The sequence below is a fragment of the Blastococcus sp. SYSU DS0533 genome, from assembly GCF_054050775.1.
Genome location: NZ_JBJGZZ010000009.1, coordinates 91,562 through 103,872, shown reverse-complemented (window position 1 = coordinate 103,872; position 12,311 = coordinate 91,562). Strand labels below are relative to the sequence as shown.

The 12,311-nt window shown below is 75.4% G+C and carries 11 protein-coding genes; 5 read left to right on the top strand and 6 right to left on the bottom strand.

Annotated features, from left to right (window positions below; genetic code table 11):
• Window positions 1-14: 14 nt before the first annotated feature.
• Window positions 15-1,682, bottom strand: a complete 1,668-nt coding sequence (locus tag ACI79W_RS12655; protein WP_456562434.1) for a diguanylate cyclase — start codon at window positions 1,680-1,682, stop codon at window positions 15-17.
• Window positions 1,683-1,789: 107 nt separating this feature from the next.
• On the opposite strand from ACI79W_RS12655, the gene pheA reads away from it, so the two are divergent.
• Window positions 1,790-2,737: a prephenate dehydratase gene (gene pheA / locus ACI79W_RS12650; protein WP_456562433.1), complete on the top strand. Its 948-nt coding sequence runs from the start codon at window positions 1,790-1,792 to the stop codon at window positions 2,735-2,737.
• A 146-nt stretch (window positions 2,738-2,883) separates the two neighbouring features.
• On the opposite strand, the gene ACI79W_RS12645 is transcribed toward pheA, so the two are convergent.
• Together ACI79W_RS12645 and ACI79W_RS12640 are read right to left on the bottom strand one after the other, a co-directional pair.
• On the bottom strand, window positions 2,884-3,762 hold the full coding sequence (locus ACI79W_RS12645; protein WP_456562432.1) for a ketopantoate reductase family protein: 879 nt from the start codon (window positions 3,760-3,762) through the stop codon (window positions 2,884-2,886).
• 15 nt (window positions 3,763-3,777) lie between these two features.
• Entirely contained in the window at window positions 3,778-5,970 is a 2,193-nt protein-coding gene (locus ACI79W_RS12640) for an MMPL family transporter (protein ID WP_456562431.1), read from the bottom strand.
• 76 nt (window positions 5,971-6,046) lie between these two features.
• Between ACI79W_RS12640 and ACI79W_RS12635 the strand changes: the two genes are divergently transcribed.
• The gene (locus tag ACI79W_RS12635) at window positions 6,047-6,520 is read left to right on the top strand and encodes a MarR family winged helix-turn-helix transcriptional regulator (RefSeq protein WP_456562430.1); all 474 of its coding nucleotides are present in this window, start codon (window positions 6,047-6,049) and stop codon (window positions 6,518-6,520) included.
• Between the two features lie 122 nt (window positions 6,521-6,642).
• On the opposite strand, the gene ACI79W_RS12630 is transcribed toward ACI79W_RS12635, so the two are convergent.
• The 3 genes from ACI79W_RS12630 to ACI79W_RS12620 all read right to left on the bottom strand — a co-directional run bounded on the left by ACI79W_RS12630 (window position 6,643) and on the right by ACI79W_RS12620 (window position 8,836).
• Window positions 6,643-6,972, bottom strand: coding sequence for a GroES family chaperonin (locus ACI79W_RS12630; protein ID WP_456562429.1), 330 nt, complete (start codon window positions 6,970-6,972; stop codon window positions 6,643-6,645).
• Between the two features lie 95 nt (window positions 6,973-7,067).
• Window positions 7,068-7,415 carry a metallopeptidase family protein gene (locus ACI79W_RS12625; protein WP_456562428.1) on the bottom strand — a complete coding sequence of 116 codons (348 nt, stop codon included), beginning with the start codon at window positions 7,413-7,415 and terminating at the stop codon, window positions 7,068-7,070.
• Window positions 7,412-8,836, bottom strand: coding sequence for a GuaB1 family IMP dehydrogenase-related protein (locus ACI79W_RS12620; protein WP_456562427.1), 1,425 nt, complete (start codon window positions 8,834-8,836; stop codon window positions 7,412-7,414). The genes ACI79W_RS12625 and ACI79W_RS12620 overlap by 4 nt, the downstream gene beginning before the upstream one ends.
• Before the next feature lie 213 nt (window positions 8,837-9,049).
• On the opposite strand from ACI79W_RS12620, the gene serS reads away from it, so the two are divergent.
• From serS to ACI79W_RS12605, 3 genes are read left to right on the top strand one after another with little or no spacing between them, the layout of a single operon-like run.
• Window positions 9,050-10,345 (top strand): serine--tRNA ligase, encoded by a 1,296-nt coding sequence (gene serS, locus ACI79W_RS12615; protein ID WP_456562426.1) that lies wholly within the window; start codon window positions 9,050-9,052, stop codon window positions 10,343-10,345.
• Complete coding sequence (locus ACI79W_RS12610; protein ID WP_456562425.1) at window positions 10,342-11,268, top strand: HAD family hydrolase; 927 nt, start codon at window positions 10,342-10,344, stop codon at window positions 11,266-11,268. The genes serS and ACI79W_RS12610 overlap by 4 nt, the downstream gene beginning before the upstream one ends.
• Entirely contained in the window at window positions 11,261-12,064 is an 804-nt protein-coding gene (locus ACI79W_RS12605) for an HAD family hydrolase (protein WP_456562424.1), read from the top strand. Before ACI79W_RS12610 ends, ACI79W_RS12605 begins: the two co-directional genes overlap by 8 nt.
• Window positions 12,065-12,311 lie beyond the last annotated feature (247 nt).

Genomic DNA, 12,311 nt, shown 5'->3' with positions numbered 1-12,311 from the left:
CGCGTGCAGCGTGGTCACGCGCTCGCCCCGCGGTCGCCCGGCGCCTCGGTGGGGCCGTGCGCCCGCACCCGGTTGCGGCCCAGGCGCTTGGCGGAGAAGAGGTGCAGGTCGGCCGTGTCGAACAGCGACCGCCAGCCGGGCACCGGGGAGGGCTGCCCCTCGGCCGCCGCCGGCGCCGTCGCCACGCCGATGCTGACCGTCACCGGCGCCGCGAGCTCCAGGTCGCCCCAGTCGGCCCCGGCGACGGCCGACCGCAGCCGCTCCATGACCGCGACCGCCTGGGCCTCGGTCGCGGTCGGCAGCACGACGAGGAACTCGTCGCCGGCCCAGCGGTAGACCTCGTCGCCCGTGCGGCTGTGCTCGCGCAGCAGGTCGGCGACCCGGCGCAGCACGGCGTCGCCGTGGGTGTGGGAGGTGTCGTCGTTGACCTCCTTGAACCGGTCGACGTCGACGACGGCCAGCGACAGCGGCTCCTCGCCCAGGCGGAGCGCGCCCAGCCGCCGCTCCGCGCTGCGCCGGTTGCCCAGCCCGGTGAGCGGGTCCTCGAGCGCGTGCCGGCGCAGCACCGCCTCCTGCCGCTCGGCGTCGCGGAGCCGGCTCCGGCGGACGAACATCTCGGCCCACAGCTCCCTGCTGCGGGCGTGCGCCCGGCCGGTGTCGGCGCGGTAGGCCTCCAGCCAGTGCAGCGCTTCGGCCGGACGGCCCAGGTCGGCGTTGCCCTGCCCCAGCTCCAGCAGGCTCTGCCGGTAGCGGCGGCGGTCACCGGCGGCGGCGAACGCCCCCGAGGCCTCGACCAGCAGGTCGATGGTCTCCTCGCCGACGGCGGCGTCGCGGGCGCACAGGGCCGACAGCACCCGGGCCAGCGCCAGGTCGGTGTACCCGCGCAGCCACAGCCCGCCCTCCCGCTGCAGCGCCCGCCGGACGCGGCGCAGCGGGCCCAGCGCGGCGTCGGGATCGCCGCTGCACATCAGGGCCCAGGCGTGCACGACATCGAGGAGGTCGGCGTCGGCCTGCTCGGGGGACCACTCCAGCTCGCGCGCCGCGGTGGCGCAGCTGATCGCCTCGCCCGCCAGCTCGGCGGCGCGCTCGGTCTCGCCGCGGCGGCGCATCGTCTGGGCGAGCTCGACGTGCTGGCGGGCGGCCAGCAGGAGCAGCCGCCCGCGGTCGTCGACGTCGGGCAGCGCCGCGGCCACCTGGTGCCCGCGGACGGCGTGGTGGACGGCGAGCTCCTCGAGGTCCAGGCCCGAGAGCGTCATCGACAGCCAGCGGTGGGCCTGCAGGAGGGCGCGCGAGGGCGGCACCGAGGGGCCGTCGGTGAGCAGGCTGGCGTCGACGGCGAGCAGCATCGCGGAGTCGAGGTGGTCGGCGGTGGTCTCGACGTGCGCCAGGTACGCCATGAGCAGCGCCGTCTCGGCCGACGCCGGGCAGGCGTCGAGCTGCTCGCGGGCCGCCGCGATCCCGGACGCCGCGGCCGCGGCGTCGCCGTCCACCAGGGCGCGCCGGGCGGCGAACGCGTGACGCCACGCCTGCCAGACCGGCCAGGAGGCGTCGGGGAAGGCGTCGTCGACCTGGTCGACGAGCGCCAGGAACGGGACGGGGTCCTCCCGGTCGCTGGCGTCGAGCAGCGGCCACAGGGCGGTCTGCAGGTCGCCGGGCGCGACGCGGGACGGTCCGGGGCTCACGCATCCCTCCCTCCGCGGCGGGGCCCCGGAGGGCCGGTGGTGCCGGTCCCCGGCACCCCTACCCGGGCCGGGCGACCACGTCGTTCCGTGCGCACTACCCTCGTCGGATGCCCGGGATGCCACCCAGTACGTCGTCGACGCGGTTCGCCTACCTGGGCCCCGAGGGTACCTTCGCCGAAGCGGCCCTGAGCAGGGCGATCGCCACTGCCGGGGGACGGCGGGACCCCCACCCGAGTGTCGCCGCGGCGCTGACCGCCGTCCGTTCGGGGGACGCCGACGTCGCCCTCGTGCCGCTGGAGAACTCCGTCGAGGGGTCGGTCCCGGCCACCATGGACGGGCTGGCCGACGGCGACCCGCTGGTGATCACCCGCGAGGTCTTCCTGGAGGTGGCGTTCGTCCTCGCCGTCCGCCCCGGGACGGCGCTGGGCGCCGTCCGGTCGGTGGCCAGCCACCCGCACGCCCTCGCCCAGACCGGTGGGCGGCTGGCCGAGCTGCTGCCGGGGATCCGGCCGCTGCCCACCGCCTCGACCGCCGCGGCCGCCGCCGCGGTGGCGGCGGGGGAGGTGGACGCCGCCGTCTGCGCGGCGATCGCGGCGGAGCGGTACGGGCTCGAGGTCCTCGCCGACGACGTCGCCGACACCGGGGGAGCCGTCACCCGGTTCGTCCTCGTCCAGCCGCCCGGGCCGCTGCCCGCGCCGACCGGCAACGACAAGACCTCGCTGACGGTCGTCGTCGGTGACCGCACCGGCGCGCTGCTGGACGTGCTGCGGGAGTTCGCCGTCCGCGACATCAGCCTGACGCGCATCGAGTCGCGCCCCACCCGGCAGCGGCTCGGTGTCTACTCCTTCTCCCTCGACTGCGAGGGGCACGTCGCCGACGCGCGGGTGGGGGAGGCGCTGGCCGCGCTGCACCGGGTGTGCGACGACGTCCGCTTCCTCGGCTCCTACCCCCGCGCCGACGGGCGGGAGAACCGGGCGGTGCCGCCGGAGTCGTCCGACGCGGCGTTCGTCGAGGCCGGGCAGTGGCTGGCCGGGGTGCGCGCCGGCGGGAGCTGAACCCGTTCGCGGCCGTGGGGACGACGGTCACCGCCTGGGTGCTGTCCGGCACCCGCCACGCGGCCGCGGCCCGCCGGGTCGACCGGGTACCGCTGCTCTGGGTGGGAGTCGGAGGCGCCGTGCTGACCTGGACCGCCACCGCCGGCTCAGCCGAGGCGGTCGCGCAGCTCCTCGACGACCCGCCGGGTGACCGGGACGTCGACGCCGTGCCGGTCGGCCGCCCGCAGCACCGCGCCGCCGATCGCCTCGAGCTCGGTGGGCAGCCCCGCCTCGGCGTCGCGCTGCATCGACGAGCGCATGCCCCCGGGCAGCGACCAGGCGAACTCCCGGGTCGCCGCGGCGTCGCCGGCCGCCCCGTCGGCCCGTGCCACCGCGGCCACCTCGGCGATCACGGCGGTGAACTCCGCACCGTGCTCGGCGCGGACGGCGCCCAGGTCGGCCGTGTGCCGGGTGGTCAGCAGCGCCAAGGGGGCCAGGAAGCAGAGCTTGTCCCACAGCAGGCCGGGCTCGTCCGGCCGGACGGCGACGTCCACCCCGGCCGCGTCGAGCGCAGCGGCCAGCGGCTCGGCGCCCGGGGCCACCTCCACCGCGCAGAGCCGCCCCTCGTGCCGGACCTCCCCCGGGGCGGGGCGGGCGGCGAACACCCGGATGGTGCCCGCGACCACCCGCGCCGCCGGGTAGCGCCCGCGCAGTGCGGCCAGGTGCTCCACGCCGTTGAGCAGCGGCACCACCACCGCACCGCCCAGCACGTCGGCCGGCACGCGGCCGAGCGCCTCGTCCAGCTGGGTGGCTTTCGTCGTCACCAGCAGGACGTCGACCGGTGCCTCCAGCCGCTCGGCGCCGCGGACCCGCGCCGTCAGCTCGCCGTACCGGTCGCTGCTCACGCGCAGGCCGTGCTCGTCGAGGTGCGCGGCGGTCGCCGGCCGGGCCAGGCAGGTGACCACGTGCCCGTCCCGCGCCAGCAGGGCGGCCAGCAGCCCGCCGACGCCCCCGGGTCCCAGGACTGCCACGCGCAACGGGTCCACGACGCCATCCTCGCGCTACGTCAGCGGTTCCGCCGCAGGGTCCCGCCGCGAGCCTGCGAGTGATGGCGGAGGAGCGGGGTCCAGCCCGCGCGCCTCCGCGCGCGCGGCCGGCCGGGTGGGGCCCTGCGCCAGCCTGCCGGGCCACCAGATCCTGTCGCCGATCAGGTGCACCGCCGACGGCACGAGCAGCGTCCGGACGACGAAGGTGTCGAGCAGGACGCCGAAGCCGACGAGGAACCCGAGCTGGATGAGGACGACCAGCGGCAGCACGGTGAGCGCGCCGAACGTGGCCGCCAGCACCAGGCCCGCGCTGGTGATCACCCCGCCGGTGACCGCCAGCGACCGCAGGACGCCGTTGCGCGCGCCGTGCCGGGTCGACTCCTCCCGGGCCCGGGTCATGAGGAAGATGTTGTAGTCGATCCCCAGCGCGACCAGGAACACGAACCCGATGAGCAGCACCTGCGGGTCGCTGCCCGGGAACCGGAACAGGTGCTCGAACACCAGCGCGGCGACGCCGACGGTCGCCGCGGTGCTGAGCGCCGTCGTGGCCACCAGGAGCAGCGGGGCCACCACCGCGCGCAGCAGCAGGGCCAGCACGACGGTGATCACCAGGAGCACCAGCGGCACGATCACCGCCAGGTCGCGGGCGGCGGTCCCCTGGGTGTCCAGGTCCTGGGCGCTGGAGCCGCCGACGAGGGCGTCGGGGTCGACGTCGCCCACTGCCGCCCGCAGCTGCGCGACGGTGTCCTGCGCGGCCTCGCTGTCGGGGGCGTCGGTCAGCGTGGCGTCGAGCCGGACCAGCCCGTCCACCTCGACCGGCTCGGCGCCCGCGGCTCCGGGCGGCCCGCCCTGCTCGCCGGTGTACGGCGCCACCTCCGCGACACCGTCGACCTGCGCGGCGGCGTCGGCCACGTCCTGCCAGCCGTCGGCCGGCGTGATGATCACCGCGGGGCTGGCGGAGCCGGCCTCGTAGTGCCGGGCGAGGGCCTCCTGCCCTGCTCCGGACTCCGAGCCGCCGCGCACCGCCTCGGACAGCGGGATGCCGTCGGCGTCGAAGGCCGGGAGGAAGAGTGCCATGACGACGAGGAGCGCGCCGCTGCCGGCGAGGTAGCGGCCGGGGCGGCGGCCCACCGAGGAGGCCACCCGCTCCCAGCCGCGGCCGCGGGCGTGCTCCTCGCCGTACCTGGGGCGGAAGGGCCAGAACGCCGCGCGGCCCAGCAGCACCAGCACGGCCGGCAGGAAGGTGAGCGCGGCCAGCATGGCGAAGGCGATGCAGACCGCGGAGATGGGGCCGAGCGCGCGGTTGGAGCCCAGATCGGAGAAGAGCAGGCAGAGGACGCCGAGGACCACCGTCCCGCCCGAGGCGAGGACCGGCTCCCACGACTGCCGGAGCGCCACCCGCATCGCCGCGACCGGGGACCGCTCCCGGCGGAGCTCCTCGCGGTAGCGGGCGACCAGCAGCAGGCCGTAGTCGGTGGCCGCGCCGACGACCAGGATCGAGGCGATGCCCTGGCTCTGGCCGTTCACGGTGATCCGGCCCTGGTCGGCCAGGAGGTAGGCGACGGCGAGCGAGACCACCAGCGCCAGGCCGGCGGTGGCGATCACCAGCAGCGGGAGCAGGGGGCTGCGGTAGACGACCAGCAGGATGAGCAGGACGACGCCGAACGCCGCGAGCAGCAGCAACCCGTCGATGCCGGAGAAGCCCTCGGCGAAGTCGGAGAAGATGGCGCCGGGGCCGGTCACGTACGCGGTGGTGCCGTCGATGCCGTCGACGGCGCGCAGGTCGCCGATGACCTCGGGGAGCGACTCGCCCAGGTCGGGGTCGAACGGCAGGACGGCGTGCACCGCCTCGCCGTCCTCCGACGGGATGGGCGGTGACGGCTGCCCGGCCAGGGCTCCGGCTTCCTCGGCGACGGCGGCCGCCTCGTCGACCCGTTGCCGCGCCTCGGCGAGCGCGGCCTGGTCCAGAGGGCCCTCCTCGCTCTCCCAGAGCAGGATGACCGGCAGCGTGCGCTCGGTGCGGAACTGCTGCTGCAGTTGGGTGACCCGGGTGGACTCCGCGCTGTCGGGGAGGAAGGCGGCCGAGTCGTCCTCGGAGACCTCGGCCAGCTCGCCGCTGAACGAGCCCAGCGGGCCGGCCAGCCCCAGCCACAGCAGGGCGACCCCGGCAGGGAGGATCCAGCGGAGAGCTGAGGCGCGGCGCGGCATCATGTTCCTCGACGGTCGATCATCTCGATGATCGAGAGATTAGGGCGGTCCGGTGCCGCGCGCGAACGGAGGTGCGGTGGGCGAGGTCGATCCCGCGCGGCAGGAGCTGGCACTGCTCCTTCGCCGGCTGACCGTCGAGCTGGATGCGGTCGGGCAGCGGTTCGCCGGGTTGCACGGGCTCGGGCGCACCGACGTCCGGGCGCTGGTGGCGGTGATGGACGCCGCCCGCCGCGGGGAGGCGTTGACCGCCGGGGGGCTGGGCGCGGCGGTGGAGCTCAGCTCGGCCTCGGTGACCGCGCTGGTGGACCGCATGGAGCGCGCCGGTCACCTCCGCCGGGTCCGGGACAGCGAGGACCGCCGCCGGGTGACGCTGCAGATGTCGGACGCCGCGATGGCCGCGGGGGCGGCATTCTTCGGCGGGTTGCAGCGCGACCTGCTCGCGGCGATGGAGGAGTTCTCCGACGACGAGCTCGCCGTCGTCCGCCGGTTCCTGACCGGGATGACCGAGGTGATCGAGACGCACGCCCGCGCGGAGGACGAGCCGCGCTGATCCGGCTCCCGGACGGGTCGTCAGCGGGCGCCGAGCCGCAGCGGTCGAGCGCGGGCGGGCCTCGACGTGGGTCGTGGCCGAGATCATCGGGCGGGCGCGCCCCGGGGCCATGCGGCCGGCCGTCAGAGGTAGAGGCCGGTGGCCTCCTCGATGCGTTCGGCCGCGACGGCGTGCACGTCGCGCTCGCGCAGGATGACCAGGTCCTCGCCGTGCACCTCGACCTCGTGCTGGTCCTCGGGCGAGAAGAGCACCTGGTCGCCGACCTTGACCTGGCGGACGCTCGGCCCGACGCCCTTGGCCTCGCCCCACACCAGCCGCTTGGCCACCTGGGCGGTCGCGGGGATCAGGATGCCGCCGGTCGAGCGCCGCTCGCCGTCCTCCTTGCGCAGCGACACCAGGACGCGGTCGTGCAGCATCTTGATGGGCAGCCGGCCGGCGCTGTTCTCGGGCACGGACGGCAAGGCTACTGCCCGGCGATCGACCGGAGCGGCCCCCTCGCGGAGGCCCGCCGCGAGCGTGCGACCGGTGGGGGGCGAGGGGTCCTCTCTCAGCCCCAGCCGAGCTCGTGGAGGCGGTCCTCCTCGATGCCGAAGTGGTGCGCGATCTCGTGGACGACGGTGATGGTGACCTCCTCCACCACCTCGTCCTCGGTCTCGCAGATGTCGCAGATGGCCTGGCGGTAGATCATGATCCGGTCCGGCAGCGCCCCGCCGTAGTCCCAGCCGCGCTCGGTCAGCGCGTAGCCCTCGTAGAGCCCGAGCAGCTCGGGCTCGTCGGCGTTGCGGTCCTCGACCAGGACGACGACGTTGTCCAGCAGCGCCATCAGCTCGGCCGGCACCTGGTCGAGCGCGTCGGCGACGAGCTCCTCGAACTGCTGGAGGGGGAGGGCGTTCACCAGCTGGTCGGCAGCGGCCGGCCCTCCTCGTAGCCGGCCGAGCTCTGCACCCCCAGCACCGCCCGCTCGTGCAGCTGGTCGACGGTGCGCGCGCCCGCGTAGGTGCACGAGGAGCGGACACCGGCCACGATCTGGTCGATCAGGTCCTCGACGCCGGGGCGCTGCGGGTCCAGGTACATGCGGGACGAGGAGATGCCCTCCTCGAACAGGCCCGCCCGTGCCCGCTCGAACCCCGTCTGGGTCGCCGTCCGCGCCTTGACCGCGCGCGCCGACGCCATGCCGAAGGACTCCTTGTACAGCCGGCCGCCGTCGTCGTGGATGTCGCCGGCGCTCTCGAAGGTGCCGGCGAACCACGAGCCGACCATCACGTTCGCCGCGCCGGCCGCGAGCGCGAGGGCGATGTCGCGGGGGTGCCGCACGCCGCCGTCGGCCCAGACGTGCTTGCCGAGCGAGCGGGCCTCGGCGGCGCACTCCTCGACGGCGGAGAACTGGGGCCGGCCGACGCCGGTCATCATGCGGGTGGTGCACATGGCGCCGGGGCCCACGCCCACCTTCACGACGTCGGCACCGGCCTCGATCAGGTCGCGGGTGCCCTGCGCGGTCACCACGTTGCCGGCGACGACCGGCACGCCGCCGGCCACCGAGCGCGCCGCGCGGACGGCCTCGATCGCCTTTTCCTGGTGCCCGTGCGCGGTGTCGACGACCAGCACGTCGACGCCGGCGGCCAGCAGCGCGCCGGCCTTCCCGGCGACGTCGCCGTTGATGCCGACGGCAGCCGAGGTGAGCAGGTGGCCCCGGTCGTTCACGGCCGGGGTGTAGAGGGAGGAGCGCAGCGCGCCCTTGCGGGTGATGACGCCGACCAGCCGGTCGCCCTCGACGACGGGCGCCGCGCTGACCCGCTCGCCGGAGAGCACGTCGAAGATCTTGGTGAGGTCGGTGCCGGCCGGGATGGTCAGCGGCTCGCGGGTCATCACCTCGGAGAGCTGGGTGAACCGGTCGACGCCCTGGCACTGCCCGTCGGTGACGACGCCGACCGGGGAGCCGTCCTCGACCACCACGACGATGCCGTGCGCGCGCTTGGTGAGCAGCGACAGCGCCTCGCCCACCGTCGCGGTGGGGGAGAGGGTGATCGGGGTGTCGTAGACGGGGTGCCGGGTCTTGACCCAGGAGACGACCTCGGCGACGACGTCGACCGGGATGTCCTGCGGGAGGACGGCGAGGCCACCACGGCGGGCGACGGTCTCGGCCATGCGGCGGCCGGAGATCGCCGTCATGTTGGCGACGACGATCGGGATGGTGGTGCCCACGCCGTCGGGGGTGCGCAGGTCGACCTCCAGCCGCGACCCGACGGTCGAGTGCGCCGGCACCATGAAGACGTCGGCGTAGGTCAGGTCGTGCGAGGGCCGCTGCAGGAAGCGCATGGCCGCCATTGTCCCCGATCCGCCGGACCTCCAGAGGCGGTGCCGGGGAGTAGCGCTGTGCCCCGCCCGCGTGGGCAGAGGCGTACTGCCCGGCGAGGGTGATCCAGGCGGGCGGAGGGCGGGAGGTGCGGGAAGGGCGCGGCGGGATCGGGCAGCAGGTCGCGGCGAACAGCCCGAAGGCCCCGGAGATGGCCCGGGTGACACCATGGCGACGTGATCGACCTGCGCCTGGTGCGCGAGCACCCCGACGTCGTCCGTGCCAGCCAGCGCGCCCGCGGCGCCGACGAGTCCCTGGTCGACGCGCTGCTGGCCGCCGACGCCGCCCGGCGCGACGCGGTCAAGCGGGGCGACGACCTGCGTGCCGAGCAGAAGAGCGCCTCGCAGGCGGTGAAGAAGGCCTCACCCGAGGAGCGCCCGGCGGTGCTCGAGCGGGCCAAGGCCCTGGCCGCCGAGGTCAAGGAGGCCGAGGAGGCGCAGCGCGCTGCCGAGGCCGCCCTGCGCGAGGTGCACCTGCGCATCCCCAACGTCGTCGCCGACGAGGTGCCGCCCGGCGGTGAGGACGACGCGGTCACACTGCGCACCGTCGGCGAGGTGCCCACCTACGACTTCGCGCCGCGCGACCACATCGAGATCGGTGAGCTGCTCGGCGCGATCGACATGGAGCGCGGCGCCAAGGTGTCGGGCTCGCGCTTCTACTTCCTCACCGGTCCCGGCGCCCTGCTGGAGTTCGCGCTGGCCCAGCTGGCGATCAGCCGCGCCGTCGCCGCCGGGTTCACCCCGGTGGTCGCCCCCGCGTTGGTCAAGCCCAGCGCGATGGAGGGCACCGGGTTCCTCGGCGAGCACGACGAGGAGGTGTACCGGATCGAGCGCGACGACCTCTACCTCGTCGGCACCTCCGAGGTGGCGCTGGCCGGTATGCACGCGAACGAGGTGCTCGACCTGTCGAAGGGGCCGAAGCGCTACGCCGGCTGGTCGTCCTGCTTCCGCCGCGAGGCCGGCTCCTACGGCAAGGACACCCGCGGCATCATCCGCGTGCACTGGTTCGACAAGGTGGAGATGTTCAGCTTCTGCCGGCCGGAGGACGCCGCCGCCGAGCACCTGCGGCTGCTGGCATGGGAGGAGGAGTTCCTCCAGGCGCTCGAGCTGCCCTATCGGGTCGTCGACATCGCCGCCGGCGACCTCGGCACCAGCGCGACGCGCAAGTACGACATCGAGGCGTGGTTCCCCACCCAGGGCACCTACCGCGAGCTGACGTCGACGTCGGACTGCACCACCTTCCAGGCGCGCCGGCTCACCATCCGCTACAAGGACGCCGAGGGCCGCAACCAGACCGCGGCCACGCTGAACGGCACCCTGTGCGCGATCGCCCGCACCATCGCCTGCCTGCTCGAGGTGCACCAGCGGGCCGACGGCTCGGTGCACGTGCCGGTCGCGCTGCGGCCCTGGCTCGGCGGCGTGGCGGTGCTGACCCCGGGCATGACGCTGGCGGCCCCGGTGCCGACCGCATGACGGGCACCACGCCGCAGGCCATCCGCGCCCACGGCGTCCTCGAGGGGGCCGACACCGTCGTCGAGCTGGGCGACCTGGGCCCCTGGCGGCCCAAGCTGGTGGCCAGCGACCTCGACGGCACGCTGCTCGGCCCCGACGGCGAGGTGAGCCCGCGCACCCGTGCGGCGCTGGACGCCTGCTGGGCGGCCGGCATCCCCGTCGTCGGCGTCACCGGCCGCGGGCCCCGGCTGCTCGACAGCGTGCGCGCCGCCCTCGACGGCCGCGGCATCGCAGTCCTCTCGCAGGGCGGGTTCGTGGTCGACCTGGAGCGGGACGAGGTGCTGCGCGCCGTCGCGCTCCCCCGCGAGCAGGCCGAGCGGGTGGTCGAGCAGATCGAGGCGGTGGCCGGTGACCTGGTCCTCGCCGTCGAGGACGCCGCCGAGCAGGGCGAGGTGCACGCGCGCCTGCGGGTGCAGCACGGCTTCGACTGGCCCTACCCCGAGCCGGCCCACCTGCTGCCGCGGGGGCGGGTGCTGCCCGAGGGCGCCGTGCTCAAGGTGTTCCTGCGGTCCGCGGTGCTCGGGCAGGACGAGCTGCTGGCCCGGGCCCGGTCCGTCGTCGACCCGGCCGACGCCGAGCTCACCCACGCCGGGCTGGGCTTCATCGAGGTGCTGCCGCCGGGCATCACCAAGGCCAGCGGCCTGGCGATGGCGCTGGAGCGCTATTCCTCCACCTACCCGGGCCTGAACTTCGGCGACGTCCTGGTCTTCGGCGACATGCCCAACGACCTGCCGATGCTGGGCGCGGTCAAGGACGCCGGTGGCCGTGCGGTCGCGGTGGCCAACGCGCACCCGGCGGTGAAGGCGCTCGCCCCGGAGCTGACCAGCGGGCACGAGGTCGACGGCGTCGCCCGCTACCTGGAGGCGGTGCTGCGGGATGTCTGACTGGAGGCCGCGGCTGATCGCCAGCGACATGGACGGCACGCTGCTGCGCTGGGACGACACGGTCAGCGAGGCCACGGCCGCCGAGCTCGCGCGCTGGCGGGCCGACGGGGTGCCTGTCGTCCTGGCCACCGGGCGGCCGCCGCGCTGGATGCACCGGATCCGCGAGGTCCTGGGCTCGGGCACGGCGGTGTGCTGCAACGGTGCCGTGCTGCTGGACCTGGAGCGCTTCGAGATCGAGCACGAGGACCCGCTGCAGCCCGAGGTGCTCGAGTCGGTCACCACCGAACTGCGGCGGCGCCAGCCCGACACCTGGTTCGCGGTCGAGTACGGCCTGGAGTCTCGCCACGAGCCGATCTACAAGCCGCGCTGGGACGTCGACGCGCCCGGCGTGGCCGAGGCGACGCTGGCGGAGATGATCGCGCAACCGGTCGCGAAGCTGCTGGCCCGGCACGAGTCGATGACCCGGGACGCCTTCGTGAGCCTGGTCGGCGACGTCGTCGGGGACCGTGCCACGGTCACCACCTCCTCGACCGACGCGCTGGCCGAGATCTCCGCTCCGGGTGTGACCAAGGCGACGGGCCTGGCGCGGGTCGCCGCCCGGCACGGCATCGGACCGGAGGGCGTCGTCGTCTTCGGCGACATGCCCAACGACATCGCCGCCTTCGAGTGGGTGCGTGACGGCGGGGGCCGGGCGGTCGCGATGGCCCACGCCCACCCCGACCTGCTGGCCGTCGCCACCGACGTCACCGGCAGCAACGAGGACGACGGCGTCGCGGCTTTCCTCGCCGCTCTCTGACCCGCCTCGTCCCGCCCCGCCCCGCCCCCGCCCCGATCAGGTGACCTGATCATCGAGCGTCCTCCCTCACCGCACACCGTGAGGGAGGACGCCCCGCGGTGAGGGAGGACGCGGAGGGCCCGGCGTCGGCCCTGCCCTCGACGTCGGCCGCTGTCCCCGGCGTCGGCGACTGGCCCGGGGACGGCGCTGTCGTCGCCCGGCCGACCCGTGGGTGCAGCCGGTATACCGCTCGGCTGCATTCCGGCCG

Coding starts and splice junctions, on each gene's coding strand:
- pheA (WP_456562433.1), top strand. CDS start 1,790: ATGCCCGGGATGCCACCCAGTACGTCGTCGACGCGGTTCGCCTACCTG.
- ACI79W_RS12640 (WP_456562431.1), bottom strand. CDS start 5,970: ATGCCGCGCCGCGCCTCAGCTCTCCGCTGGATCCTCCCTGCCGGGGTC.
- ACI79W_RS12620 (WP_456562427.1), bottom strand. CDS start 8,836: ATGCGCTTCCTGCAGCGGCCCTCGCACGACCTGACCTACGCCGACGTC.
- ACI79W_RS12610 (WP_456562425.1), top strand. CDS start 10,342: ATGACGGGCACCACGCCGCAGGCCATCCGCGCCCACGGCGTCCTCGAG.
- ACI79W_RS12605 (WP_456562424.1), top strand. CDS start 11,261: ATGTCTGACTGGAGGCCGCGGCTGATCGCCAGCGACATGGACGGCACG.